This window comes from Streptomyces sp. NBC_00341, assembly GCF_041435055.1.
Lineage (GTDB): Bacteria > Actinomycetota > Actinomycetes > Streptomycetales > Streptomycetaceae > Streptomyces.
The window spans coordinates 6,668,731-6,693,517 of sequence record NZ_CP108002.1 but is presented as its reverse complement, the minus strand read 5'-3'; the positions used below and the strand labels follow the sequence as shown (position 1 = coordinate 6,693,517).

At 70.6% G+C, this 24,787-nt stretch carries 18 protein-coding genes; 4 read left to right on the top strand and 14 right to left on the bottom strand.

Going from position 1 to position 24,787, the window contains the following annotated elements:
- The first annotated feature begins 46 nt into the window (after positions 1 to 46).
- Positions 47 to 961: a hypothetical protein gene (locus OG892_RS30180; RefSeq protein ID WP_327339321.1), complete on the top strand. Its 915-nt coding sequence runs from the start codon at positions 47 to 49 to the stop codon at positions 959 to 961.
- Between the two features lie 23 nt (positions 962 to 984).
- On the opposite strand, the gene OG892_RS30175 is transcribed toward OG892_RS30180, so the two are convergent.
- The 3 genes from OG892_RS30175 to OG892_RS30165 are packed head-to-tail and all read right to left on the bottom strand — an operon-like array spanning position 985 to position 3,039.
- The gene (locus OG892_RS30175) at positions 985 to 1,290 is read right to left on the bottom strand and encodes an AzlD domain-containing protein (RefSeq protein WP_073737754.1); all 306 of its coding nucleotides are present in this window, start codon (positions 1,288 to 1,290) and stop codon (positions 985 to 987) included.
- Positions 1,287 to 2,165 (bottom strand): AzlC family ABC transporter permease, encoded by an 879-nt coding sequence (locus OG892_RS30170; protein ID WP_371630745.1) that lies wholly within the window; start codon positions 2,163 to 2,165, stop codon positions 1,287 to 1,289. Before OG892_RS30170 ends, OG892_RS30175 begins: the two co-directional genes overlap by 4 nt.
- A gap of 10 nt (positions 2,166 to 2,175) precedes the next feature.
- Entirely contained in the window at positions 2,176 to 3,039 is an 864-nt protein-coding gene (locus tag OG892_RS30165) for an AraC family transcriptional regulator (RefSeq protein WP_073737755.1), read from the bottom strand.
- Positions 3,040 to 3,095: 56 nt separating this feature from the next.
- Here OG892_RS30165 and OG892_RS30160 point away from each other — a divergent pair, with 56 nt between their 5' ends.
- From OG892_RS30160 to OG892_RS30150, 3 genes are all read left to right on the top strand, one after another.
- Complete coding sequence (locus tag OG892_RS30160) at positions 3,096 to 7,769, top strand: DEAD/DEAH box helicase (protein ID WP_073737756.1); 4,674 nt, start codon at positions 3,096 to 3,098, stop codon at positions 7,767 to 7,769.
- A gap of 88 nt (positions 7,770 to 7,857) precedes the next feature.
- Complete coding sequence (locus tag OG892_RS30155; RefSeq protein WP_371630744.1) at positions 7,858 to 8,709, top strand: DNA-formamidopyrimidine glycosylase family protein; 852 nt, start codon at positions 7,858 to 7,860, stop codon at positions 8,707 to 8,709.
- A gap of 36 nt (positions 8,710 to 8,745) precedes the next feature.
- Complete coding sequence (locus OG892_RS30150) at positions 8,746 to 9,510, top strand: SDR family NAD(P)-dependent oxidoreductase (protein WP_371630743.1); 765 nt, start codon at positions 8,746 to 8,748, stop codon at positions 9,508 to 9,510.
- On the opposite strand, the gene OG892_RS30145 is transcribed toward OG892_RS30150, so the two are convergent.
- From OG892_RS30145 to OG892_RS30095, 11 genes are all read right to left on the bottom strand, one after another.
- Positions 9,458 to 9,757 carry a hypothetical protein gene (locus OG892_RS30145; protein WP_073737759.1) on the bottom strand — a complete coding sequence of 100 codons (300 nt, stop codon included), beginning with the start codon at positions 9,755 to 9,757 and terminating at the stop codon, positions 9,458 to 9,460. The genes OG892_RS30150 and OG892_RS30145 overlap by 53 nt on opposite strands.
- 282 nt (positions 9,758 to 10,039) lie before the next feature.
- Positions 10,040 to 10,234, bottom strand: a complete 195-nt coding sequence (locus OG892_RS30140) for a CsbD family protein (protein WP_073737760.1) — start codon at positions 10,232 to 10,234, stop codon at positions 10,040 to 10,042.
- Positions 10,235 to 10,274: 40 nt separating this feature from the next.
- On the bottom strand, positions 10,275 to 10,745 hold the full coding sequence (locus tag OG892_RS30135; protein ID WP_073737761.1) for a Dps family protein: 471 nt from the start codon (positions 10,743 to 10,745) through the stop codon (positions 10,275 to 10,277).
- 209 nt (positions 10,746 to 10,954) lie between these two features.
- Positions 10,955 to 11,338 (bottom strand): helix-turn-helix domain-containing protein, encoded by a 384-nt coding sequence (locus OG892_RS30130; RefSeq protein ID WP_024492760.1) that lies wholly within the window; start codon positions 11,336 to 11,338, stop codon positions 10,955 to 10,957.
- Positions 11,339 to 11,447: 109 nt separating this feature from the next.
- Positions 11,448 to 11,957, bottom strand: coding sequence for a CinA family protein (locus tag OG892_RS30125; protein ID WP_073737762.1), 510 nt, complete (start codon positions 11,955 to 11,957; stop codon positions 11,448 to 11,450).
- A complete protein-coding gene (gene pgsA / locus OG892_RS30120; RefSeq protein ID WP_073737763.1) occupies positions 11,954 to 12,715 on the bottom strand; it encodes a CDP-diacylglycerol--glycerol-3-phosphate 3-phosphatidyltransferase in 762 nt (253 codons plus the stop codon). The genes OG892_RS30125 and pgsA overlap by 4 nt, the downstream gene beginning before the upstream one ends.
- Positions 12,712 to 14,190, bottom strand: a complete 1,479-nt coding sequence (rimO, locus tag OG892_RS30115; protein WP_073737764.1) for a 30S ribosomal protein S12 methylthiotransferase RimO — start codon at positions 14,188 to 14,190, stop codon at positions 12,712 to 12,714. Before rimO ends, pgsA begins: the two co-directional genes overlap by 4 nt.
- A 132-nt stretch (positions 14,191 to 14,322) precedes the next feature.
- Complete coding sequence (locus tag OG892_RS30110; protein ID WP_073737765.1) at positions 14,323 to 15,123, bottom strand: helix-turn-helix domain-containing protein; 801 nt, start codon at positions 15,121 to 15,123, stop codon at positions 14,323 to 14,325.
- Positions 15,124 to 15,327: 204 nt separating this feature from the next.
- A complete protein-coding gene (locus OG892_RS30105; protein WP_371630742.1) occupies positions 15,328 to 18,129 on the bottom strand; it encodes a DNA translocase FtsK in 2,802 nt (933 codons plus the stop codon).
- 211 nt (positions 18,130 to 18,340) lie between these two features.
- Positions 18,341 to 19,018, bottom strand: coding sequence for a two-component system response regulator (locus OG892_RS30100; RefSeq protein ID WP_073737766.1), 678 nt, complete (start codon positions 19,016 to 19,018; stop codon positions 18,341 to 18,343).
- 245 nt (positions 19,019 to 19,263) lie between these two features.
- Positions 19,264 to 24,738, bottom strand: coding sequence for a HAMP domain-containing protein (locus OG892_RS30095; RefSeq protein ID WP_073737767.1), 5,475 nt, complete (start codon positions 24,736 to 24,738; stop codon positions 19,264 to 19,266).
- Positions 24,739 to 24,787 lie beyond the last annotated feature (49 nt).

Below are 24,787 nucleotides of genomic sequence, written 5' to 3'. Positions count from 1 at the left end.
GGCCGCCTGCCCATGCCGGGAGCTCATACCGGCTTACGGTCGGTCCATGGCTGGAACCGGAGAAAGTCCCCTCAACCGTGCCGAGCAGTTCATCTGGCTCACGGCCCGTGTCCTCGAACAGCGGCGGTTCGCTCATCACTTCCTGAACGGAAGCGCTGATGCCGTGGAAACCGCGCTCGCCGCCCATCTCAATGAGGACGGCGGGTACGGTCACGCGCTCGAACCCGATCTGCGCGGACCCGTCAGCCAGCCGCTGCACACGGCCCACGCGCTGAGCGTCCTCGATTCCATCGGCCGCTGCAGCGGGATCCGGGTGGAGCGGATCTGCCGCTTCCTTACGGACGTGTCCACGAAGGAGGGGGCCCTGCCCGCCCTTCTCCCCTCGCAACGCGGCTATCCGGCCGCGCCGTTCATTCCGATCGTCGACGACCCGCCGGCCGAGCTGCTGGCCACCGGCCCCGTGGTCGGACTGCTGCACCGCAACGCGGTGTGGCATGCCTGGCTGTTCCGGGCCACCGACTTCTGCTGGGCGGCCGTCGATGCCCTTCGGGTGTCCCATCCGTACGAGATCGAGGCGGCCGTCGCCTTTCTCGACGGAGCCCCGGACCGGTCGCGGGCCGAGGCGGCGGCCGACCGTCTGGGGCGCCTGGTACGCGAGCAGCGGCTCGCCGTGCTGGATCCGGAGCAGCGGGCGGAGTACCCGGTGGCGGCCGGTTACGCGCCCGGCGAGCAGCACTTCCCGTACGACTACGCCCGTGCTCCCGAGTCGCTCGCCCGCCGGTGGTTCACCGACGCCGAGATGGAGCTGTCGCTGGACCACCTGGCGGCCGGGCAGCAGGCGGACGGCGGCTGGCCGGTGACCTGGCGGCAGTGGGCGCCGGGGACCGCCCTGGACGGGCGGCCCCTGGTGACGCTCAGGGCGTTGCAGACGTTGCGCGCGCACGGGCGCGTTCTGGTCTGACACGGGCCCCCGGGCGCGCGTGGTCAGCCGAGGGCGCGCACCGCTGCGGTGACGGCCACGGCAGCGCCGACCACCACGAGGAAGGGTGCGCGCAGGACGAGCGCGAGCGCTGCCGCGGCGAGGCCCGCGCCCCTGGCGTCCAGCGCCAGGTGCTGTCCGTCGCCGAAGGTCTGCTGCGCGGTCAGGGCGGCCAGAAGCGCCACCGGCAGCAGCGCGGCGAGGCGCTGCACGATGGGGCGCTCCAGGGCCCCGGCGGGCACCAGGAGGCCGAGGAGCTTGGCGAGGTAGCAGCCGACGGCGGTGAGTGCGATGGCGATCCAGACGTTCATCGGCCTTCCTCCGGCGTGATCGTGTGCGAGCCCTTCGCGCCCTCCACGTGCGGCGCGTTCTCGTCGTGCTGGGCGTTCTCGTCGTGCTGGGCGTGCTGGACGTGCTGGGCGTTCCGAGGGGGCAGGCCCTTGTCGCGTCCCCTCATAAAGAGGACGGCGGGTGCCGCGAGCGCGGAGACCAGTACGGGCACCCCCGCGGGCAGGAGCGGCAGCAGGCCGAGGGCGAGGACGACCGCGAGCCCGGCGGTGACGCGCTCCGTCGTGGTCTTCAGCATCGGCGCGAGCAGGGCGAGGAAGACGGCGGGGCTGGCCGCGTCCAGCCCCCAGGCGTCGGTGTCCCCGAGCGCCTCCGCGCCCAGGGCGCCGACCAGCGTGGTGAGGTTCCACAGCACGTAGAGCGTGAGCCCGGTGACGGTGAAGCCGATCCGGGCGGCGCGCCGGGTGGGCTGGGGCAGGGTGACGGCCGTCGTCTCGTCGATCACCCAGTGGGCGGCCAAAGGGCGCACGGCGCGCGGGAGGGCGAGCAGCTGCGACAGCCGCAGTCCGTAGAACGAGTTGCGCACTCCGAGGAAGAAGGCGCCGGCTGCCGCGGTGTACGGATTGCCGCCCGCCGCGAGCGCGCCCACCAGGGCGAACTGGGAGGCGCCGGTGAAGACGAGGAGGCTGAGCGCGCAGGTCTGCAGCAGGCTCAGACCGGAACCGGCCGAGGTGACGCCGAAGGCGAAGCCGGAGAGCCCGACCGCTATGCCGACGCCGAGCGCGTCCCGTACGACGGCCGCGTCCGGTTTGGTTCCGGCGGCGATCGCACTGCCGCCGGCGGTCGCGCCGGCGCCGGCCGGTTCACCGGCTCGTTGAGGTGTTGTCTGTTCTGCCACGTTCGGCAAGCTACCCGGGCGGTTCCGGATCGGTCTTGTACGTTCTTGCACGTTCGCGCTGGTAGGCGCCGGGTGGCACGCCCACGATCCGGGTGAAGTGGCGGTTGAGATGCGGCTGGTCGGTGAAGCCGACCTCGGCGGCCGCCACCGCGGGCGGCGTGCCCGCGTCGAGCATCCGGCGGGCACGGCGGACCCGGGCGTCGGTGAGCCAGGTGTGCGGCGGCATTCCGTACTGCTTCTTGAAGGCTCTCAGCAGTGCGAACGGGCTGGTGCCCAGCTCGGTGGCCAGCGCCTCCAGGGTGGGCGGACCGGCCATCCTGCTCTCCAGTACGGCACGGGCACGCTCCGCGTCCCGCGCCCCCGCCGCCCGGGGCTCGAACGTGGGAAGAGCGCTGCCGTGCCGGGTGAGCAGATGCGTGACGAGGACCCGCAGGACGCTGTCCGCCGCCAGCGCGTTGCCCTCCTCCGCGGCCCGGTGGACCGCGCCGATCAGCCGGGCCGCGTGCGGATCGCTCACGCGGGTCTCCGTGAAGCCGACCGTGCCGCGCAGGCTCGTCGTATCGGCCGCGATGTCGCTGATCACCTGTGCGGACGGGTAGAGCGTGGCGTACACCCAGCCCTCGGGAACACCGGCCCTTGCGGTGTGCGGCACCTCCGGATTGATCATCACGACGGAGCCGGGGCCCGCGTGCACGGTGCCGCCGGGCAGGGCGACGTCCTCGATGCCCTGGCTGACGGCGCCGAGGACATAGCCCTCATGGCTGTGACGCGGGAAGGTGTGGCGGACGTAGCGGGCCCGCAGCAGGTCGAGCTCCGGCAGTGCCTCGTACTGCCAGTGCCTCGCCCACTCTCCCGGTCCCGCGACTCCCGCCATACCCGAATTCTCGCAGCTCGCGGCCGTTGTCAGTGGCTGGGTGCACGATGGGGAGCATGACCGGCTCCGCACTCGATTCGTTCTCCGCCGCGACCCGCAGTTGGTTCACGGGGGCCTTCAGCGCGCCCACGGCCGCGCAGGAGGGCGCCTGGCGGGCGATCGGTGAGGGCTCCGACGTACTGGTCGTCGCACCGACCGGATCGGGCAAGACCCTGGCTGCCTTCCTCGCCGCTCTGGACCAGCTGACGGCGGTCCCGCCGCCGGCAGAGGCGAAGAAGCGCTGCCGAGTGCTGTACGTGTCGCCGCTCAAGGCCCTCGCGGTCGATGTGGAACGCAACCTCCGCTCCCCGCTCACCGGCATCCGCCAGGAGTCGGTGCGCCTCGGTCTGCCCGAGCCCGAGGTACGGGTGGGCATCCGCTCGGGCGACACCCCGCCCGCCGAGCGCCGGTCGATGGCGACCAGGCCGCCGGACATCCTGATCACCACACCCGAGTCCCTGTTCCTGATGCTGACCTCCTCGGCCCGGGAGGCGCTGGCCGGGATCGAGACGGTGATCCTGGACGAGGTGCACGCCGTCGCGGGCACCAAGCGCGGCGCGCACCTCGCCCTGTCGCTGGAGCGTCTCGACGAGCTGCTGCCGCGGCCGGCCCGCCGGATCGGCCTGTCCGCCACGGTCCGTCCGGTCGATGAGGTGGCGCGGTTCCTCTCCCCGCAGCGGAGGGTGGAGATCGTCCAGCCGCCGTCCACCAAGCAGTTCGATCTGTCGGTGGTCGTACCGGTCGAGGATCTGGGCGAGCTCGGCGGCTCCCCCGCCACCGGCCCGGACACCGCGGACCAGGCGGACAAGCCGTCGATCTGGCCGCATGTGGAGGAGCGGATCGCCGATCTCGTCCAGGCGCACCGCTCCACCATCGTGTTCGCCAACTCCCGCCGGCTGGCCGAGCGGCTCTGCAACCGGCTCAACGAGATCGCGTACGAGCGGGCCACCGGCGAGACGATGCCGGAGGCCCACTCACCCGCCGAGATCATGGCCGAGTCGGGTGCCGCGAAGGGCGCCCCCGCCCTGCTCGCCCGTGCGCACCACGGATCGGTCTCCAAGGAGCAGCGGGCCCAGGTCGAGGAGGACCTCAAGGCGGGCCGGCTGCCCGCCGTGGTCGCCACCTCGAGCCTGGAGCTGGGGATCGACATGGGCGCGGTCGACCTGGTGATCCAGGTCGAGTCACCGCCGTCGGTCGCCTCCGGGCTGCAGCGGGTGGGCCGGGCCGGACACCAGGTGGGCGCGGTATCCACCGGAGTCGTCTTCCCGAAGTACCGCGGTGACCTGGTACAGGCCGCGGTGGTCACCGAGCGGATGCGGGAGGGTGCCATCGAGGCGCTGCGGATCCCGTCCAATCCGCTGGACGTGCTGGCCCAGCAGCTGGTCGCGATGGTCGCCCTGGACAGCTGGCAGGTGGACGACCTGCTGGCCATGGCCCGCCGGGCGGCGCCCTTCGCCTCGCTTCCCGAGTCGGCGTTCACCTCGGTCCTCGACATGCTGGCCGGCCGCTATCCGTCCGACGCCTTCGCGGAGCTGCGCCCGCGCGTGGTCTGGGACCGCGTCGCGGGCACGGTCACGGGCCGCCCCGGCGCCCAGCGGCTCGCCGTCACCTCCGGTGGCACCATCCCCGACCGCGGGCTCTTCGGGGTCTTCCTGGCGGGCGCCGACCCGAAGAAGGGCGGCGGCCGGGTCGGTGAGCTGGACGAGGAGATGGTGTACGAGTCCCGGGTGGGGGACGTCTTCACGCTGGGCACCACGTCCTGGCGGATCGAGGACATCACCCGCGACCGGGTCCTGGTGTCCCCCGCGCCCGGCGTCCCCGGACGGCTGCCGTTCTGGAAGGGCGACCAGCTGGGCCGCCCGCTGGAGCTGGGCCGGGCCCTCGGCGCCTTCCTCCGCGAGCTCGGCGGGCTGTCCGCGCAGGACGCGCGCGAACGGCTGCTGGCCGCCGGCCTGGACACCTGGGCCGTGGACAACGTGCTGTCGTACATCGACGAGCAGCGCCGGGCCTGCGGCCACGTACCGGACGACCGGACGATCCTCGTCGAGCGCTTCCGCGACGAGCTGGGCGACTGGCGCGTCGTCGTGCACTCACCGTTCGGAGCCCAGGTGCACGCCCCCTGGGCGCTCGCGCTCAGTGCCCGCCTGGCCGAGCGGTACGGCATGGACGCACAGGTCATGCACGCCGACGACGGCATCGTGCTCAGGCTTCCGGACGCCGACATGATGGGCCTGGACCTCCTGGACTTCGACCCGGTGGACCGGGACCGGGCGTCCGGACCCGGCGGCGGAGCGCCTCTCCCGCCGCCGAACGCCGCCCACGACAGCGATCAGCCCCCGGTCGGCGCCGCCGATGTCGCCTTCGAGCAGGGCGAGATCGGGCAGCTCGTCACCGACCAGGTCGGCGGTTCCGCCCTGTTCGCCTCCCGGTTCCGCGAGTGCGCGGCACGGGCCCTGCTCCTCCCCCGGCGCAGCCCCGGCAAGCGCACCCCGCTGTGGCAGCAGCGGCAGCGGGCCGCCCAGCTCCTCCAGGTCGCCTCCGAGTTCGGCTCGTTCCCCATCGTCCTCGAAGCGGTCCGCGAATGCCTTCAGGACGTCTTCGACGTCCCCGGGCTCACGGAAGTGATGGGCGATCTGGAAGCCCGCCGGATCCGCCTGGTCGAGGTGACGACGCAGGAACCCTCACCCTTCGCGCGCTCGCTGCTGTTCGGCTACGTCGCCCAGTTCCTGTACGAGGGAGACTCACCCCTCGCCGAGCGGCGGGCCGCCGCGCTCTCCCTCGACTCCCACCTGCTGGCCGAGCTGCTGGGCCAGGCGGAGCTGCGCGAGCTGCTGGACGCGGACGTCCTGACCGAGCTGGAGCGGGAGCTCCAGTGGCTGGCCGAGGACCGCCGGATCAAGGACATCGAGGGCGTCGCCGATCTGCTACGGGTCCTCGGACCGCTCACCACCGCCGAGCTGACCGAGCGCGGGGCACAAGCCCCGTGGGCGCAGGAGCTGTCGTCGGCCCGCCGGGCCATCCGGGTCCGGATCGGCGGTGCCGAGCACTGGGCTGCGATCGAGGACGCGGGCCGGCTACGCGACGCACTGGGCACAGCCCTCCCCGTCGGCGTCCCGGAGGCGTTCACCGAACCGGTGAAGGACCCTCTCGGTGACCTCCTCGCCCGCTACGCCCGTACGCACGGCCCGTTCACCTCCACCGCAGCGGCGGCCAGGTTCGGCCTCGGCACCGCGGTCACGGACGGTGCGCTGCAACGCCTCGCGGCCTCCGGCCGGATCGTCCAGGGTGAGTTCCATCCCGCCGGCATCGGCCAGGAGTGGTGCGACGCCACGGTGCTGCGCCGGCTGCGGCGCCGCTCGCTCGCCGCGCTCCGCCATGAGCTGGAGCCGGTCCCGCCCGCCGCCCTCGCGGGCTTCCTGCCCCAGTGGCAGCACCTCGGCAGCAACAGCCTGCGCGGAATCGACGGACTGGCCCGCGCCATCGAGCAGTTGCAGGGCGCTCCCGTCCCCGCGTCGGCCCTGGAGAAGCTGGTCCTGCCCGGCCGCGTCACCGGCTACTCCCCCGCGCTCCTGGACGAACTCACCACCACCGGCGAGGTCGTGTGGGCCGGTGCGGGCGCCCTCCCCGGCAAGGACGGCTGGCTCTCCCTCTACCTGGCCGACAGCGCGCCCCTGCTGCTCGCTCCCCCGCGCCCCCTCGAACTCAGCGCGCTGCACGAGTCCGTACTCACCGCCCTCACCGGCGGATACGGGCTCTTCTTCCGCCAGATCGCCGATCAGGTCCGGGCCACCACGCACCCGGACTGCACCGATCCGCAGCTGGCGGACGCCGTCTGGGACCTCACCTGGTCGGGCCGGCTCACCAACGACACGCTCGCACCGCTGCGCTCCCTCCTGGGCTCGGGCCGTACCGCCGGATCAACCGCGCACCGCGCCAGACGGAACGTCCCGCGCGGCCGTTACGGCTCACTGACGGCCGCATCCCGCCCTGCCTCGCGCACCGGCCCGCCCACGGTCTCCGGCCGCTGGTCCCTGCTGCCCGCCACCGAACCGGAACCCACGCACCGGGCCCACGCGCTGGCCCGCACCCTGCTGGACCGGCACGGTGTGGTGACGCGCGGTGCGGTCCAGGCCGAGGGCGTCGAGGGCGGGTTCTCCGCCGCGTACCGTGTGCTGGCGGCCTTCGAGGACAACGGGCAGGCCCGGCGCGGCTATGTCGTGGAGGGGCTGGGGGCCGCACAGTTCGCGATGGACGGCGCGGTCGACCGGCTCCGCGCGGCCTCCACCGCCCGCGACCGCAGGGAACCCGGTCTGGCCCCCACCGCCCTGGTCCTCGCGGCGGCCGACCCGGCCAACGCCTACGGAGCAGCACTGCCCTGGCCCGAGCCGCCGGACGGGGCCGGGCACAAGCCCGGCCGCAAGGCCGGCTCCCTGGTGGTCCTGGTCGACGGTGAGCTGGCGCTGTACATGGAGCGCGGCGGGAAGACGCTGCTGGCCTGGCCGACCGATCCGGAGGACCCCGCGCTGCGGGCGGCCGCCGCCGCACTGGCCGCGGCGGCCCGTGCCGGAGCCCTCGGCACGGTGACGGTGGAGCGCACCAACGGCGTCTCGGCGCTGACCTCACCGCTGGGCCGCACGCTGGAGGCCGCCGGCTTCCTCGCCACCCCCAGAGGCCTCCGCCTCCGTGCGTGACCCGGCGCACGCACGCGTACGCGCTCGTCCCCCGCCCGCGCACCCCGCATCCGCCGCATCACCTGCCCGCGCCCCGCATCATGGAGGCATGCCCGAAGGAGATACCGTCCTGCAGACCGCCAGACGTCTGCACCAGGCGCTCGCAGGCCAGGTCCTCACCCGGTCCGACCTCCGCGTTCCTCGCTTCGCCACCGCCGACCTCACCGGCCGGACCGTGCTCGACGCCATCTCGCGCGGCAAGCATCTGCTGACCCGCTTCGAGGGCGGCCTGACCCTCCACAGCCATCTCCGGATGGACGGCGCCTGGCGGATCTACGGCCCAGAAGAGCGCTGGCGCGGCGGCCCCGCACACCAGATCCGCGCCGTCCTCGCCAACACCGCGCACACGGCCGTCGGTTACCGCCTCCCGGTCCTGGAGCTCCTGCGCACCGCGGACGAGGAGCAGGCGGTCGGCCATCTCGGCCCCGATCTTCTGGGCCCCGACTGGGACGCCGGTACGGCGTTGCGCAATCTCCTCGCCGACCCGGCCCGCCCGCTCGGTGAGGCTCTTCTGGACCAGCGCAACCTGGCCGGCATCGGCAACATCTACAAGGCCGAGCTGTGCTTCCTGGCCCGTGCCACGCCCTGGCTCCCCATCGGTGAGCTGCCCGCCGCCACGGCCCCCCTTCTGGCGAGCACCGCCCACCAGCTCCTCGAAGCCAACCGTGACCGCCCGATCCGTATCACCACCACCGGCGCACGCGCCCGGACCACCACCGGCGCACACCCCCGCACCGCCACCGGTCAGCCGTTCCGCGCCGGCCGCCCGAGCGAGAACCTCTGGGTCTACGGCAGAACCCACCGCCCCTGTCTGCGCTGCGGGACTCCGATCCGTACGGCGGAGCAGGACGCCAGGCCCGCCTACTGGTGTCCACACTGCCAATCCGGCCCCACGCCCTAGTTGACGAGCCGTCAGATTCGGTCGTACGGTCCCGTCATGTCCCTTGCCGCGTACGACCTCACCGGCCGATCCGCGTTCGTCACCGGCGCGGCAGGCGGCATCGGCCGCGCCTGCGCCGTCCTGCTCTCGGAGGCGGGCGCCACCGTCCACTGCGCGGATCTCGACGCCAAGGGCCTCCAGGAGACCCTGGAACTGATCATCGCGGCGGGTGGCGAAGCCCACACGCACCCGCTGGATGTCACGGACCGCAATCAGGTCCGGGCCGCCGTCGCGGCGGCCGGAGATCTCGACATCCTGGCCGCCGTCGCCGGGATCATGCACACCAGCAGCGTTCTGGAGACCGCCGACGAGGACCTCGATCGTGTGCTCTCGGTCAACTTCAAGGGCGTGCTGTACGCCTGCCAGGAGGTGGCCCGCACCATGCTCGCCCGCGAGGCCCCCGGATCCCTGATCACCATGGCCTCGGGTGCGGTCGACTCCGCGAGCCCGGGGCTGCTCTGCTACAGCACGGCCAAAGCCGCGGTGGTCCAGCTGACCAAGACCCTGGCGACCGAACTGGGGCCGCACGCCATTCGGGTCAACGCCGTCGCGCCGGGCTGGGTCCGCACCCCCATGACCGCCCGCCACGACGCGGAGCAGCAGCACCGGGCGGAGGCCACGATGGCGCGGATCTCGCCGCTGGGCAGGGTCGGGGAACCCATGGACGTGGCGCACACGGTGCTGCACCTGGCGTCCGACGCCTCGGCCTTCATGACGGGTCAGATCCTCCGCCCGAACGGCGGCGTCGCCATGCCCTGGTAGCCGCCGTGCCCGCCCACCAGGACCGCGCACCCGCGGCGCACCGCCGCAGCAGGCCGGTGCCCGCGTCGAATATCCCGGTCGGCCGGGCGGTCGCGGCCACGTGCACCGGCAGGAGGCTCAGCCCCCAGCCGCCCGCCGCCACCGCTCCCTCGACCACCCCGGTGTGCTGCGGCTCCAGCATCAGCCGCAGCACCGCCCACCACCACACACCGCCGAGAACGAGCGCCGGCACCCATCGCCGTACCATGGCTGCCTCCTCCGGCCGAACCCAGTACCTCCCGGCAATATGTCCGGCCTGATCACCCAATGGGAGAGCGCACCGGTGCAGTACCGGCGCGCACGGCGCAGGCGCACACCCTCGCAGTCTCACCCGGCTCCGCCGGGGCCGCATCCAGAGCAGAGCCCCCACCGTCTCCGGTGGGGGCTCCGCGTCCAAGCACAAGCACAGGCACAGGCACACGCACAGCGTCAGGCGCAGACCTCACGCCTCAGGCGCAGAGCTCACGCCTCACGCCGTACCTCACGCGCCTCAGCTCTTGTCGTCGTCGGTCAGGGAGTCCTTGACGCCCTCGGCGTGCCCCTTGGCATCGCCCACGGCACCCTTGGCCTTGCCCTTCGCCTGGTCCGTCTTGCCCTCCGCTACCTTGCGGCGGTCACCGGTCATCTTGCCCATGGCCTCCTTGGCCTTGCCGGTGATCTTGTCCTTCGCTCCGTTGTCAGTCATGGCTACTCCTCGAATGGAAGGGGAAATGGGGGGCGTGGGCTCAGGCGCTCTCGGCCTGGAACATCCACGCGTGCTTCTCGAGATCAGCGGTCAGCGTGATCAGGATGTCCTGGCTGACCGGGTCGGGGTCGCCGGTCAGCTCGATCCGCTCCCGCATCCGGCCGATCACCACACCGAGGGCGTCTACCAGCGTGCGCACCGCGTCCACGTCCTTGACCCAGCCCTCGGGCACGGAGTCGATGGCCGTGGTCCGGGCGATCGTCCCCGACCGCCCGTCCGGATTGACGCCGAGCGCGGAGGCTCGTTCGGCAACCGTGTCGGAGTGCTGGCGGGCGGTGTCCACGACCTCGTCGAGCTGAAGGTGCACAGACCTGAAGCGCGGCCCCACCACGTTCCAGTGGACCTGCTTGGCGACCAGGGAGAGGTCGACGAGGTCCACCAGGGCGCCCTGGAGCGCACCGCCGACAGACTTGAGGTCGGCCTCGGACAGCGGGCTCTTCACCACAGACATGCACGTCTCCGATCTGTATCCGTTCCGTTCAGCACCATCCACGATGGCACAGACGAAGCAAAACGGTCATTCGGGGGAATCTCTGGACGAGATCGTTCCCCGGTCTCACAGAGAGCACCTGCCCGGCATCGTGCGGACAACACACAGAAGCCCCGGCCCACCCCCTGAGGGGAGGACCGGGGCTCCGGCTTCACACCGAACCGAGCGGGTCAGGCGGCGACGACATCCACCGCTTCCGCAGGCGCCTTGATGGTCACCCGTCCCGTCGGTACACCAGCCACCGACGAAACAGAGACGGAATTGAGCCTGGGGCGCACCGGTACGGGTACCGGATCGCCGGCTGCTGCCGACTCGGCCAGTTCAGCCAGCGACAGATCATCGCTCACTTCACGCATGAGCTCGGACATCCGTACGTCAAGCGCGTCGCAAATGGCGGAGAGCAGTTCGGAGGATGCCTCCTTCTGCCCCCGCTCCACCTCGGAGAGATAGCCGAGCGAAACTCGGGCGGACGAGGAGACTTCGCGCAGAGTACGGCCTTGGCGCTGGCGCTGCCGACGCAGCACGTCACCAAGCAGGCGACGGAGCAGAATCATCGGTGGCTCCCTCCTCGGACCGCGTAGCCGCATCCTTCACGCCCCACCGTACCGCCTAGCGCCGCGGCCGTGCGGGGAGCGATGTCGTGTTCACTCAGGGCTGCAAACATCAATTCCCCCCGATCTGTTCCGTATCCTGTGCGCTCGCGTACCCGCCGAGTTCGCCGGAGAGCAGATCGAGCACGCTCCGTACGCTCTCATTACGGATGTCCGCTCGTCCGCCGTTCAACCTCAGTGTGGCCACTTTCGCCTCGCCATCAGGCCCGCAGGCTGCGACGAAGACCGTTCCCACCGGCCGGCCGTCCTGCGGCTCGGGGCCCGCTACTCCGGTGGTGGCCAGGCCCCAGTCCGCACCCAGGACCCGGCGTACGCCCGCCGCCATCTGGCGGGCCACTTCGGCGTCCACCGCGCCGCGTGACGCGAGAAGGGCCGGATCCACACCCAGGACTTCACTCTTGAGGGGGGTCGCGTAGGCCGTCACGGATCCGCGGAAGGACTGCGAGGCACCGGGTACGGCCGTCAACTCCGCGGCGACCAGTCCGCCGGTCAGCGACTCCGCCACGGCCAGCGTCTCACCCCGCTCGACGAGCAGCCGCAGCACCCGGGCCGCGGCTGTCACCGCTCTGCCTCCGCCGCACCACGGGCCCCTGAGGTCCCGGAGACCCGGTCCGCGCCCCCGGCGCCCCCGGGCGCCTCCGCAGCCGCCTCGACGGCCTCCTGCGCCGCCGCGGACCGTTCCGCCGCCAGCCCCTGTCGACGCAGAACAATGGCCTGGCGCACATAGTCCAGACCGGTGACGACCGTCAGCACGACGGCCACCGCCATCACCCAGAACCGCAGCGTAGCCAGCGGTCCGGTCAGCGCCAGCACGTACATCCCGACGGCGATGCCCTGCGACAGCGTCTTCATCTTGCCGCCGCGGCTGGCCGGAATCACCCCGTGGCGGATCACCCAGAACCGCAGCACGGTGATGCCGAGCTCGCGGAAGAGGATCACGCCCGTGACCCACCAGGGCAGATCGCCCAGGTACGACAGGCAGATCAGCGCGGCGCCCATGATCGCCTTGTCCGCGATCGGGTCGGCGATCTTCCCGAAGTCGGTGACCAGGTTGTACGTACGCGCCAGATGCCCGTCGAACAGGTCGGTGATCATCGCGATGGCGAAGGCCGCCCAGGCGAAGGAGCGCCACGCCGGGTCGTATCCGCCGTTGTGGAGCAGCAGCATGACGAAGCCGGGGACCAGCACCAGCCGCGCCATGGTCAGGAGATTGGCGATGTTCCACAGGCTCGCCTGACTGACGGCCGCAGTGCCCAGCTTCCCGCCGCGGACCGGCGTAGCGCCGGATCCCCCTGTCGCGGATGCCGGCGCTCCGGTCATCTGGCTACCTCCGCAAGCTCACGGCATTCGGCCACCAGGTCGACGCCCTCGGTGCCCACAACCTCTGCCTCGACCATACGGCCCGGGACGAGTCCCTCGCGTCCCGTGAAGAGCACCTGGCCGTCCGTTTCGGGGGCCTGGTGCGCCGCGCGACCCACGGCCCGTGACTCGTCCTCGGTCGCCTCGACCGATTCGACGAGCACCTGGAGCGTCTCCCCGACGCGTTCCTCGGCCCGCTGGGAGGTCAGCTCCTCGGCCAGCTGCGAGATGTGCGCGAGCCGTTCCGCGATGGTGTCGGCGTCCAGCTTGTTGCCGTAGCCGACCGCCTCCGTGCCGTCCTCGTCGGAGTAGCCGAAGACGCCGATGGCGTCGAGGCGCGCACCGGTGAGGAACCGTTCCAGCTCCGCCAGGTCCGCCTCGGTCTCACCGGGGAAGCCGACGATGAAGTTGGAGCGCGCACCGGCGTGCGGCGCCTTGCTCCGGATGGTGTTCAGCAGTTCGAGGAAGCTGTCGGTGTCACCGAACCGGCGCATCGCCCGCAGCACGCCGGGGGCCGAGTGCTGGAAGGAGAGGTCGAAGTACGGCGCGACCTTAGGCGTGGAGGTCAGCACGTCGATGAGGCCGGGCCGCATCTCGGCGGGCTGCAGATAGCTGACCCGGATGCGCTCGATCCCGTCGACGTCCGCGAGCTCCGGCAGCAGCGTCTCCAGCAGCCGGATGTCACCGAGGTCCTTGCCGTACGAGGTGTTGTTCTCGGAGACCAGCATGACCTCCTTCACCCCCTGCTCGGCCAGCCACCTGGTCTCGCCCAGGACGTCCGAGGGGCGGCGCGAGATGAAGGAGCCGCGGAAGGACGGGATGGCGCAGAAGGAGCACCGGCGGTCGCAGCCGGAGGCCAGCTTCACCGAGGCGACCGGGCTGGTGCCGAGCCTGCGGCGCAGGGGTGCCCGGGGTCCGGAGACCGGGGCGATGCCCTCCGGGAGATCGGCGGGGGCCGGTTCGGCCTCCTGGGCGTGGCCGGGAAGGGCCACCACGGCGTCCTGGCGCTCGGCCGGGCTGATCGGCAGGAGCTTGCGGCGGTCGCGCGGGGTGTGGGAGGCGTGGATGCCACCGTTGAGGATGGTCTGGAGGCGGTCCGAGATGTCTGCGTAGTCGTCGAATCCGAGGACTCCGTCCGCTTCCGGCAGGGCCTCGGCGAGGTCCTTGCCGTAGCGCTCGGCCATACAGCCGACGGCGACGACGGCCTGGGTACGGCCGTGGTCCTTCAGATCATTGGCTTCGAGCAGGGCATCGACGGAGTCCTTCTTGGCGGCTTCGACGAATCCACAGGTGTTGACCACGGCGACATCGGCATCGGAGGCATCCTCGACGAGCTCCCAGCCGTCCGCTGCCAAGCGGCCTGCGAGCTCCTCCGAGTCCACCTCGTTACGGGCGCAGCCAAGAGTGACAAGGGCGACGGTACGGCGTTCGGGCATGGGCTCAAGACTACTTTGTCCCGGCACTGGCCCCACCGTGCAGGTTCCTCGGTCACAGGGAGTGACAAAGCGGCGAGCGCCCGGCGTGGTGGCCGGGCGCTCGCCGCTGTGCGTGAGCCGTGGAGTACCGGGTCAGCCGACCTCGGGGTCACCCTTGGTGTACGAGAGCCGCTCGACCTGACCGGGCTGGAACTGGTCCTCGACCTTCTTGCCGTTGACGAAGAGCTCGACAGAACCGGCGTCACCGAGGACGAGGTCGACCCGCTCCTTGTCCTGGAACGTCTTGGACTGGCCCTGCTGGAGCAGCCCGTCGAAGAGCAGTCGGCCGTTGTGGTCCTTGGCGGAGATCCAGCTCTTGCCCTGACTGGCGCTGAGCTTGACCGTCACCTTGTCCTGCGGCGCCGCGGCGATGGCGCTGTCGGAGGGGGCCGGCTTGGGATCGGCGGGCTTGCTGCTCGCCGGCTTGGGGGTGATCTTGTCGGACGTCGGGCCCTCTGCGACCCGGCCGGCGGTCGAGGGCTCGTCACCGCCCTTGAAGAAGGTGAAGCCGACGAACCCGACCACGGCGACGATGGCCGCGACCATGGCCGCGGTCCAGTTGGGCCGCCGGGGTTCGGAACGGATCCGCTCGGCTTCGAACAGCGGAGCCGCCGGGGTGGGCGAGGGACGGCCGCCGTGCTCGCCGTCGTACTGCGAGACCAGCGGTTCCGGATCGATGGAGACGGCACGTGCCAGCGTACGGATGTGGCCGCGCGCATACACGTCGCCGCCGCAGCGGGAGAAGTCGTCGTCCTCGATCGCGTGCACGATGGGGATGCGCACCCGGGTGGACGTGCTGATCTCTTCGACCGTGAGACCTGCGGCGATTCGAGCCTGCTGGAGCACTCGACCGATCGAAGGCCGGTCGTCTTCGGGGGAGTTGCCGATGGACACGGGGGCGCCTTTCGAGCGTGAGCCACCTGCTGGATGTTCAGTCTAGGGGGGGTATGAAAGGGTGGGGCAACCGGGAGGGAGCACTTTGTACGCCATCAGATTCGAACAGACTCCGATGCGCCGGACCGCCCCTCGGAAGGACACTCTGCTGTCCCTCCCTTCAACTTGACGTACGACCCGGCGAAACGGTTGCCCGCAAAACCCTCACGAACCGGTTTCCCCGCGAATCAGCGCCAACACCCCGTCGAGCTCGTCCGGCTTGACCATGACGTCGCGCGCCTTGGATCCCTCGCTGGGTCCGACGATGTTCCGGGACTCCATGAGGTCCATCAGCCGGCCGGCCTTGGCGAAGCCCACCCGCAGCTTGCGCTGGAGCATCGACGTGGAGCCGAACTGGGTGGAGACGACCAGCTCGGCGGCCTGGCAGAGCAGATCCAGGTCGTCGCCGATGTCCTCGTCGATCTCCTTCTTCTGCTTCGTGCCGACCACCACGTCCTCGCGGAACACCGGGGCCATCTGGTCCTTGCAGTGCTGGACCACTGCGGCGACCTCGTCCTCGGTGACGAAGGCGCCCTGCATCCGGGTCGGCTTGTTCGCCCCCATCGGCAGGAACAGCCCGTCACCCTTCCCGATGAGCTTCTCGGCTCCGGGCTGGTCGAGGATGACCCGGCTGTCCGCGAGCGACGAGGTCGCGAAGGCGAGCCGGGAGGGCACGTTCGCCTTGATCAGGCCCGTGACGACGTCCACCGAGGGCCGCTGGGTGGCGAGCACCAGATGGATACCGGCGGCGCGGGCCAGCTGGGTGATGCGGACGATCGAGTCCTCGACGTCGCGCGGGGCGACCATCATCAGGTCGGCCAGCTCGTCGACGATCACCAGCAGATACGGGTACGGCGACAGCTCCCGTTCGCTGCCCTCCGGAGTCTTGAGCTTTCCGGTGCGCACCGCGTGGTTGAAGTCGTCGATGTGCCGGTACCCGAACGCGGCGAGATCGTCGTAGCGAAGATCCATCTCGCGCACGACCCACTGAAGGGCCTCCGCGGCCTTCTTCGGGTTGGTGATGATCGGCGTGATCAGGTGCGGAATGCCCTCGTACGCGGTCAGCTCGACGCGCTTGGGGTCGACCAGCACCATCCGGACGTCCTCCGGCGTCGCCCTTATCATCACCGAGGTGATCAGGCAGTTGATGCAGGAGGACTTTCCGGAACCCGTCGCACCGGCCACCAGGACGTGCGGCATCTTCGCCAGGTTGGCCATCTCGTAGCCGCCCTCGACGTTCTTGCCGAGCGCGACCAGCATGGGGTGGTCGTCCTCGGCCGCGTCCGCGAGTCGCAGCACGTCTCCGAGGTTGACCATCTCGCGGTCGCTGTTGGGGATCTCGATGCCGACCGCCGACTTCCCCGGGATCGGGGAGATGATCCGGACGTCGGGGCTGGCGACGGCGTACGCGATGTTCTTGGCGAGCGCCGTGATCCGCTCGACCTTCACGGCCGGGCCGAGCTCCACCTCGTACCGCGTCACCGTCGGCCCACGGGTGAAGCCGGTGACGGCCGCGTCGACCTTGAACTCGGTGAAGACGTTGGTCAGCGACGCGACGATCGCGTCGTTGGCGGCGCTGCGGGTCTTGCCGGGGCCGCCGCGCTCCAGCAGATCGAGCGAGGGCAGCGAGTACGTGATGTCGCCCGACAGCTGGAGCTGCTCGGCGCGGGCCGGCAGCACCTGCGGCTCAGAGCGCTCGGGCACCGGCTTGGTCAGGTCGGGTACGCCGCCGGAGGGCGAGGACGCCTTCTCGCCGGGCCTCCTCTCGCCCGGCCTCGGCGCGGGCTCCGCCTCCCTGGCCCCCGGCACCGGGGTGCCGGCGCGCTCACGGTCCACGGAGACGCCCTGGGTGAGGTCGGCGACGACGGGCGAGGGCGGCATGCCGTTGAGCACGGCGCCGTCGAGCGCGGCGGCAGCGGCGGCCGCGACGTCGACCGCGTCCATGGTGCGGTTCATCGCGGGCTGCACGGAGGGCCTGCGCGGCCGGCCGCGGCGCTTGGCGAGTGCCTCGGCCTCGACGCGGTCGGTGTCGTACACCTCGTCGGACCCCTCGGGCGCCTCCGCACGCCGGGAGGTGCGCCGGGAGCGGGCGGGCAGCGCCTCGCGCCACTGCTCGTCGTACCGCTCGTCGTCGCACCCGTCCTCCGCCTCCGGGTCGTACACGGGGTCGACGATCCCGAGCCGGACGCCGAGCAGCCGCAGCCGCTGCGGGATGGCGTTCACCGGCGTCGCCGTGACCACCAGCAGCCCGAAGACGGTGAGCAGCAGGAGCAGCGGGACGGCGAGCACCTCGCCCATGGTGAAGATCAGCGGTTTGGACGCGGCCCAGCCGATCAGGCCGCCCGCGTCCTGCATGGCCTCCGTGCCGTCCTCGCGCCCGGGTGATCCGCAGGCGATGTGGACCTGGCCGAGCACCCCGATGACGAGTGCGGACAGCCCGATGACGATCCGGCCGTTGGCCTCGGGCTTCTCGGGATAGAGGATCAGCCGTACGGCGATGGCGCCCAGCAGTATCGGCACCAGCAGGTCGAGCCGGCCGAAGGCGCCGGTGACGAGCATCTCGACGAGATCGCCGACGGGACCGCGCAGATTCGACCAGGTGCCCGCGGCGACGACCAGCGCGAGGCCGAGGAGCAGCAGCGCGACACCGTCCTTGCGGTGTGCGGGGTCGAGCCCCTTGGCGCCGCGCCCTATGCCGCGGAACATCGCGCCGATGGCGTGGGCCGCGCCGAGCCAGACCGCGCGCACCAGGCGGTACACACCACCGGTGGGTGAGGGCGCCGGTCTGGACGCGACCGCCTTCTTGGCCACCGCCTTCTTCGCGGGAGCCTTCTTCGGGGGCGCGCTCTTCTTGGCGACCGCCTTCTTCGCGGGCGCGGCTTTCTTCGCCGGACCCGGGCCACCGCCGACGCGCTTCGCGGTGCCCGCCGTGCCCTGGGAACCCTTGCCGGACGTACGTGAGGCCATGGGCCGAGGTTACCGTTGTCCGCGGTGGTGAACACGTGCGCGGGCCCGTTCACCCGACCGTGTCGTCCTTCGGCGGACGCGAACTGACGCGCCCTCACCCGCTCCGCGCCCCACCTGGAGCGCCGACCGGCCCGCCTCGCCGGGCACTTGTCGCGGCCTCGGCCCGAAGACACCTGACGGGCAAGGGCGGTACGCGCCGCGGCCCGGCACGTTACGAGGTGAGCGGGGACGGTCCGCCGTTGGTGCCGGGCTCCAGGGCGTCCAGCGCCCGGCGCAGCCCGGTCAGCTTCCGTTCGAGATGAGCGGCGGTGGCCACCGCTCCGGCGTCCGCAGACTCGTCGTCGAGCTGCTTGGACAACGCCTCGGCCTGCTCCTCGACGGCCGCGAGCCGCGCGGAGAGTTCGGCCAGCAGGCCGGCGGGCTCCTTCTCGTGGTTCGCGCCCGCGGGCACGCCGCCTTCGAGCTGGAGCCGCAGCAGCGCGGCCTGCTCGCGGAGCTGGCAGTTCTTCATGTACAGCTCGACGAAGACCGAGACCTTCGCCCGCAGCACCCACGGGTCGAACGGCTTCGAGATGTAGTCCACCGCGCCGGCCGCATAACCCCGGAAGGTGTGATGCGGACCGTGATTGATCGCGGTGAGGAAGATGATCGGGATGTCCCGGGTCCGTTCCCGCCGCTTGATGTGCGCGGCGGTTTCGAAACCGTCCATGCCCGGCATCTGCACATCCAGCAGAATGACCGCAAAGTCGTCCGTGAGCAGCGCTTTGAGCGCTTCCTCCCCTGACGATGCCCGCACCAGTGTCTGATCGAGCGCAGAGAGGATGGCCTCCAGCGCCAGCAGATTCTCCGGCCGGTCATCGACCAGGAGGATCTTGGCCTTCGGCACCATGGCCCGTCCTCCTCGCCCCGGAATTGCACCGGGCGCCGCCCCAGGGGACGACTCCCTTACGCCGTCCGTCCTTGTGCCGGTCATGGTAGCCGCACCCCGCCCGTCACCACACCCTGTCACCGCGATGTCACTGTGCACATACCAGAAACGCGGCGAGAGACCAAAAGGTTCCCCGGATACCGCCTTCCCACACCACTTCGGACACACTCGATCAACAAATCATCATCGATTCGCTCAATCGGCGATCACTCTCCGCGCATCCAACCCTCCATGACGGAAAGAAGATGATCAGGATCGACCGGCTTGGTGACGTAGTCGGAGGCGCCGGACTCGATCGCCTTCTCCCGGTCGCCCTTCATCGCCTTGGCCGTCAGCGCGACGATCGGCAGCCCGGCGAACTGCGGCATCCTGCGGATCGCGGAGGTCGTCGCGTAACCGTCCATCTCCGGCATCATGATGTCCATCAGTACGACCGTCACATCGTCGTGCTGCTCGAGGACTTCGATCCCCTCGCGCCCGTTCTCCGCGTACAGAACGGCCAGTCCGTGCTGCTCCAGCACACTGGTGAGCGCGAAGACGTTCCGGATGTCGTCGTCGACGATCAGCACCTTCTCGCCGTTGAACCGGAACGTCCTGCGGACCGCCGGTTCCTCCTGGACCGCGGGCGTCCAGGGCTCCTGCGGAGCGCTCCTGGGTGCCTGGGAAGCCGCGGGGGCCTGCGGCAGCGCGGGTTGCTGCCCGGAGCCGCCCAGCGCCTTGCGGCGGCGCCTGAACAGCCCTGCGGCGCCGCTCTGATCGTGGCCGCTCCCCTGCTGGCCCATCTCCCGTCCGAAGTCCGGGAAGCCCTCTCCGAGCCCCTGCCCGGCCTCGGGCAGCCGCCCGCTCTCGACCCCGGCACCATGCATCTCGATGGGCCCGGGGCCGATCTGCGGGTAGCCCTGCGGCGGGAGTTCACTCGGGTGCAGCGGCAGGTACAGCGTGAACGTCGAGCCCCGTCCCGGCTCGCTCGCCGCGTGGATCTCGCCGCCCAGCAGGCGGGCGATCTCCCGGCTGATGGAGAGGCCCAGACCCGTACCGCCGTACTTGCGGCTGGTCGTGCCGTCCGCCTGCTTGAACGCCTCGAAGATCACCAGCATCTTGCTGGAGGCGATCCCGATACCGGTGTCGGTCACCGAGAACGCGATCAGATCGGCATCGGCGTCACGCAGCGAACCTGCCTCCAGCAGCTGTTCGCGGATGGCGTTCGGCACCTCCGCCCCCGCATGCCGGATCACCAGCTCGACAGCGCCGCTGTCGGTGAACTTCACCGCGTTGGAAAGGAGGTTGCGCAGCACCTGGAGGAGCCGCTGTTCGTCGGTGTGCAGCGTGGCCGGCAGCTCCGGCGACACCCTGACGGAGAAGTCCAGCCCCTTTTCCGCGGTGAGCGGGCGGAATGTCGCCTCCACGTAATCGACGAGCTGAACCAGCGCGATCCGGGTCGGGCTGACATCCATCTTGCCCGCCTCGACCTTCGACAGATCGAGGATGTCGTTGATCAGCTGCAGCAGATCGGACCCCGCGCCGTGGATCGTCTCGGCGAATTCCACCTGCTTGGGTGACAGATTGCCTTCGGCGTTGTCCGCCAGCAATTTGGCCAGAATAAGCAGCGAGTTGAGTGGCGTACGCAGCTCGTGCGACATGTTCGCCAGGAACTCCGACTTGTAGCGCATCGAGACCGCGAGCTGCTCGGCGCGCTCCTCCAGGACCTGCCGCGCCTCCTCGATCTCGGTGTTCTTGACCTCGATGTCGCGGTTCTGCTGGGCGAGCAGCTCGGCCTTCTCCTCCAGTTCCGCGTTGGACGCCTGGAGGGCCTTCTGCCGGTTCTCCAACTCCTGTGAGCGGTCGCGCAATTGCTCGGTCAGTTCCTGCGACTGCTCCAGCAGTTTCTCGGTGGTCGTGTTGACGCTGATGGTGTTGACGCTCGTGGCGATCATCTCCGCGAGCTGGTTGAGGAAGTCCCGCTGGATATGGGTGAACGGCTGGAACGAGGCCAGTTCGATCACTCCGAGGACCTTCCCCTCGAAGAGCACCGGCAGCACGATCACATGCGCGGGCGGCGCCTCACCGAGGCCGGAGGAGATCTTCAGGTAACCCGGCGGAACGTTGTCCACCTGGATCGTCCGCTTCTCCTCCGCGGCGGTGCCGATGAGCGTCTCACCTGGCCGGAAGGACGTGGGCATGGAGCCGGCGGAGTAGCCGTAGCTGCCCCGCATCCGGAGCACGTACGCCCCCTCCCTGTCGCCCTCCGCACCCAGCGCGTCGGTGTCGCCGGTGGCCATGGCCAGGAAGAACGCGCCGTGCTGGGCGGAGACGACCGGGGTCAGCTCGCTCATGATCAGCGAGGCGACGTCGTCGAGGTCGCGCCGCCCCTGCATCAGACCGGAGATCCGGGCGAGGTTGCCCTTGAGCCAGTCCTGTTCCTTGTTCGTCGCCGTGGTGTCGCGCAGGTTGGCGATCATCGTGTTGATGTTGCCCTGCAGCGCCTGGATCTCGCCGGCCGCGTCCACATCGATCTTCAGATTGAGATCGCCGCGGGTCACCGCGGTGGCCACGGCCGCGATGGCGCGCACCTGACGGGTGAGGTTTCCGGCCATCTCGTTCACCGACTCGGTGAGGTCGCGCCATGTGCCGTCGACACCGCGGACGCGTGCCTGGCCGCCCAGCTGCCCCTCGGTACCCACCTCGCGGGCCACCCTGGTGACCTGCTCGGCGAACGAGGACAGCTGGTCCACCATCGTGTTGATGGTGTTCTTCAGCTCCAGGATCTCGCCGCGCGCATCGATGTCGATCTTCTTGGTGAGATCGCCCTTAGCGATGGCCGTGGTGACGGTGGCGATCTGGCGCACCTGACCGGTCAGGTTGGACGCCATCGAGTTCACGGACTCGGTGAGGTCCTTCCAGGTACCCGCGACCCCGGGAACCCGCGCCTGGCCGCCCAGTTCGCCTTCGGTACCCACCTCGCGGGCGACCCGGGTCACCTCGTCCGCGAACGAGGACAGGGTCGTCACCATCGTGTTGACGGTGTCCGCCAGTTCGGCCACCTCGCCACGCGCCTCGACGGTGACCTTCTTCGTCAGGTCGCCGTTCGCGACGGCGGACGAGACCCGGGAGATGTTCCGCACCTGACTGGTCAGGTTGTTGGCCATCAGGTTGACGTTCTCGCTGAGGTCCTTCCAGATGCCCGTGGCGCCGCGCACCCGGGCCTGTCCGCCGAGGATGCCCTCGGTGCCCACCTCACGGGCGACCCGCGTCACCTCGTCACCGAAGTTCATCAGCTGGTCGACCATGGTGTTGACGGTCGTGACCAGTTCGAGGATCTCGCCCTTGGCGTCGACGGTGATCTTCTTGGAGAGGTCGCCCTTGGCGACCGCGGTGGTGACCTCCGCGATGTTGCGGACCTGAAGGGTCAGGTTGTTCGCCATGCCGTTGACGGACTGCGTGAGGTCCTTCCACGTACCGGACACGCCCTGCACCTCGGCCTGGCCGCCGAGAATGCCCTCCGTGCCCACCTCACGGGCGACCCTGGTCACCTGCTCCGCGAAGTTCGACAGCTGGTCGACCATCGTGTTGAGGGTGTTCTTCAGCTCCAGGATCTCGCCGCGCGCGTCCACGTCGATCTTCTGCGACAGGTCACCGCGCGCCACCGCCGTGGCGACCTGCGCGATGTTACGGACCTGAGCGGTGAGGTTCCCCGCCATGCCGTTCACCGAATCGGTCAGATCGCGCCACACACCGGCCACGCCGGGCACCTGCGCCTGACCGCCGAGCCGCCCGTCCGTGCCCACCTCGCGGGCCACCCGGGTCACCTGCTCGGCGAAGGCGGACAGCTGGTCGACCATCGTGTTGATGGTGTTCTTCAGCTCCAGGATCTCGCCGCGCGCGTCCACGTCGATCTTCTGCGACAGGTCGCCCCGCGCCACCGCCGTGGTCACCTGGGCGATCTGGCGCACCTGGGAGGTCAGGTTCCCCGCCATGAAGTTGACGGAGTCGGTGAGCTCCTTCCAGGTGCCGGAGACACCGTCGACGCGCGCCTGACCGCCGAGGCGGCCCTCCGTGCCCACGTCCCGCGCCATCCGCGTCACCTGGTCCGCGAACGACGACAGCTGCGCCACCATCGTGTTCACGGTGTTCTTCAGTTCGAGCATCTCGCCCGCGACATCGACGGTGACCTTCTGCGACAGGTCACCGTTGGCCACCGCCGTCGTCACCTGCGCGATGTCGCGCACCTGGCCCGTCAGGTTCCGGAACGCCGTGTTCACGGAGTCCGTGAGGTCCTTCCAGGTGCCGGCCGCACCGGGCACCTCGGCCTGACCGCCCAGCCGCCCCTCGACGCCGACCTCCCGGGCCACCCGGGTCACCTCGGAGCCGAACGACTGGAGCTGGTCGACCATCGTGTTGACGGTGTTCTTGAGTTCGAGCATCTCGCCGGCCACGTCGACGGTGACCTTCTGCGTCATGTCGCCGCTGGCCACCGCCGTGGTCACCTGCGCGATGTCCCGCACCTGGGTCGTCAGGTTGCGGAAGACGGTGTTCACCGAGTCGGTGAGGTCCTTCCACGTCCCGGCGGCACCCGGCACCTGCGCCTGTCCGCCCAGCACACCCCCGCCGCCGACCTCGCTGGCCACCCGGGTGACCTCGTCCGCGAAGGTGCGCAGCGTCTCGGTCATCTGGTTGATGGTCTCGGCGAGCTGGGCGACCTCGCCGCGCGCGCTCACCCGGACCTTCTGCGACAGGTCGCCGTTGGCGACCGCCGTCGTCACCTCCGCGATGCCGCGCACCTGGGAGGTGAGGTTGCCCGCCATCGTGTTGACGGAGTCGGTGAGGTCCTTCCACACCCCGGCCACGCCCGGCACGGTCGCCTGCCCGCCCAGCTCACCCTCGGTACCCACCTCGCGGGCGACCCTGGTCACCTCGGAGGAGAACGACGACAGCTGGTCGACCATGGTGTTCACGGTGTTCTTCAGCTGAAGCATCTCGCCGGCCACATGGACGGTGACCTTGCGGGACAGGTCGCCCTTGGCGACCGCCGTCGTCACCAGGGCGATGTCCCGCACCTGCGCCGTCAGCCGGTACGCCATGGTGTTCACGGAGTCCGTGAGGTCCTTCCAGGACCCGGACATGCCGCGCACCTGGGCCTGCCCGCCGAGCTTGCCCTCGGTCCCCACCTCGACCGCGACCCGCGTCACCTGCTCGGTGAACGCCGACAGCTGGTCGACGAGGTTGTTGACCGTACGGGCGACCTTCAGGAACTCGCCCCGCAGCGGCCGTACCGTCTCGTCGGTGGTGTGCGAGCGGAGCTCCATCCGCTGCTCCAGGTCACCGTCGGCCACCGCCGACAGCACCCGCCCGACCTCGGAGACGGGGCGCGCGAGGTCGTCGACGAGCTCGTTGGAGGCGTCGATCGCGGCGGCCCAGGACCCTTCACAGGCGCCGGTCTCCAGCCGCTCGGTGAGCTTGCCCTCCCGTCCGACGACCCGCCGAACCCGGGCGAGCTCACCCGTGAGGTGGACATTGCGGTCCGCGACCTCATTGAAGACGGCGGCGACCTCCGCCATCACACCATCGCCGGAGACGGTCAGGCGCCTGCGGAAATTACCGTCACGCATGGCCACCAGACCGGCCAGCAGTCTGTTGAGCGCTGCGGCGTCGACTTCGATGGTTCCATTGCGCTGCTTCTTCACGGACTGTCCGCCTTTAGTGCGCGTGCCTGTTCCCCGCGCCGCCACGCCA

Coding starts and splice junctions, on each gene's coding strand:
- OG892_RS30180 (WP_327339321.1), top strand. CDS start 47: ATGGCTGGAACCGGAGAAAGTCCCCTCAACCGTGCCGAGCAGTTCATC.
- OG892_RS30175 (WP_073737754.1), bottom strand. CDS start 1,290: ATGAACGTCTGGATCGCCATCGCACTCACCGCCGTCGGCTGCTACCTC.
- OG892_RS30165 (WP_073737755.1), bottom strand. CDS start 3,039: ATGGCGGGAGTCGCGGGACCGGGAGAGTGGGCGAGGCACTGGCAGTAC.
- OG892_RS30160 (WP_073737756.1), top strand. CDS start 3,096: ATGACCGGCTCCGCACTCGATTCGTTCTCCGCCGCGACCCGCAGTTGG.
- OG892_RS30155 (WP_371630744.1), top strand. CDS start 7,858: ATGCCCGAAGGAGATACCGTCCTGCAGACCGCCAGACGTCTGCACCAG.
- OG892_RS30150 (WP_371630743.1), top strand. CDS start 8,746: ATGTCCCTTGCCGCGTACGACCTCACCGGCCGATCCGCGTTCGTCACC.
- OG892_RS30145 (WP_073737759.1), bottom strand. CDS start 9,757: ATGGTACGGCGATGGGTGCCGGCGCTCGTTCTCGGCGGTGTGTGGTGG.
- OG892_RS30140 (WP_073737760.1), bottom strand. CDS start 10,234: ATGACTGACAACGGAGCGAAGGACAAGATCACCGGCAAGGCCAAGGAG.
- OG892_RS30135 (WP_073737761.1), bottom strand. CDS start 10,745: ATGTCTGTGGTGAAGAGCCCGCTGTCCGAGGCCGACCTCAAGTCTGTC.
- OG892_RS30130 (WP_024492760.1), bottom strand. CDS start 11,338: ATGATTCTGCTCCGTCGCCTGCTTGGTGACGTGCTGCGTCGGCAGCGC.
- pgsA (WP_073737763.1), bottom strand. CDS start 12,715: ATGACCGGAGCGCCGGCATCCGCGACAGGGGGATCCGGCGCTACGCCG.
- rimO (WP_073737764.1), bottom strand. CDS start 14,190: ATGCCCGAACGCCGTACCGTCGCCCTTGTCACTCTTGGCTGCGCCCGT.
- OG892_RS30105 (WP_371630742.1), bottom strand. CDS start 18,129: ATGGCCTCACGTACGTCCGGCAAGGGTTCCCAGGGCACGGCGGGCACC.
- OG892_RS30100 (WP_073737766.1), bottom strand. CDS start 19,018: ATGGTGCCGAAGGCCAAGATCCTCCTGGTCGATGACCGGCCGGAGAAT.